Origin of the sequence: Curtobacterium sp. C2H10, assembly GCF_025407985.1 — a bacterium.
Classification (GTDB): domain Bacteria; phylum Actinomycetota; class Actinomycetes; order Actinomycetales; family Microbacteriaceae; genus Curtobacterium.
Genome location: NZ_JABXGF010000186.1, coordinates 1 through 260, shown reverse-complemented (window position 1 = coordinate 260; position 260 = coordinate 1). Strand labels below are relative to the sequence as shown.

At 51.9% G+C, this 260-nt stretch carries 1 pseudogene; it reads left to right on the top strand.

The features are described 5' to 3' along the window. Positions 1 to 79: 79 nt before the first annotated feature. A pseudogene (locus HWD93_RS18575) lies at positions 80 to 260 on the top strand (hypothetical protein); the annotation flags it as partial.

Here is a 260-nt window from a genome sequence, read left to right as displayed (position 1 = left end):
CGTATGAAGTGTAATTTATGCCAATTCTAAATATAAATGCAGCAATGTACAGTGGGTTTTTCCCCACGGAGTAACCCCGATGAAATACATTGAAATCACCGCCCCTGCACGAGATGCATTCCAGTATGGAGAGCGTCCCGACCCCGTCCCCCCGACCAAAGGCCGCATTCTGGTACGGATGAAGGCTGGCAGTATTAATTTCGCCGATCTGGCCGTGGCCTCCGGCCAATATCCCGGTGCGCCTTATCCCATTATTCCGC